This is a genomic window from Bradyrhizobium sp. P3_C3, from assembly GCF_056402655.1.
On sequence record NZ_JBFUGY010000144.1, the window covers coordinates 1 to 855 of the forward strand.

Annotated in this window: 1 protein-coding gene; it reads left to right on the forward strand. The window is 57.3% G+C overall.

What is annotated here, in order from left to right; all coding sequences use genetic code 11:
- Positions 1-235, forward strand: a 235-nt coding sequence (locus tag AC1DW2_RS43830) for a transposase domain-containing protein (RefSeq protein ID WP_477008815.1), incomplete at its 5' end; no start/stop codon positions are given.
- Between the last annotated feature and the right edge of the window lie 620 nt (positions 236-855).

An 855-nucleotide genomic window follows, 5' to 3' on the forward strand; every position in this document is an offset into this window, starting at 1 on the left:
CCGCCCAATCGCGCTCAACCGCAAGAACGCCCTGTTCGCTGGCTCGGACGGCGGCGGCGAACACTGGGCCGTCATCGCCTCACTGATCGAAACCTGCAAGCTCATCGGCGTCGAACCCCACGCCTATCTCGCCGACGTCATCACCCGCATCGTCAACGACCACCCGAACAGCCAGATCGACGAACTGCTACCCTGGGCCTATCTCGCTACCCAAGAACGCTGGCGCGTGGCCTGAGAACATCGCTTACGGCTGAGCGTGCTGATTGTCAGATACTTCGCCGAGGTCGAGGCTGTCGAAGCGCTCGTCGCAGGCGCAATGGCCCAGCCTTCAGTGGAAACTGGTTTGCCGACCCGTCTTGGATAGTGTCAAACTGCTCAATGAGCTTCTGCTTTCGAGCAAGCAGAGTTTAATGACAGTTGTGTCGACCGCCGCCATACGGCGGAGCATCCGAGGAGCCTTAACGTAGCTATTCCATCTTCGCGCGCGCAACCATAATTGATCCAGACGTTGTTGTCGGAGGTTCGCTCCTGCGTGTCGTAGTCGTGCAGGATGGTCAATGTTTTACCTGCGTACCTTGCGAGGATGCGCTTTTCGGGTTGGCCGCCTCGTCAGAAGAAGGGCGCAGGCAGCTAAGGTTGGGTGGTTTACGATCGGCTGCCAAAAAGGCTCGCATTGGTCTAATGCGCACTCTTTAACCTTGACCATAATTGCGAACTCAAATAGAGGCTGATTGAGGCGCGATCATATCATCGCCGCGTTGGACGGCCCTATCGCTTCAATGTTCGACGCGAGCCGCCGGGCGTTTCTGGGAACTGCCTGACGGCGGCCCAATCTATTTTGAAGATGGTATATAG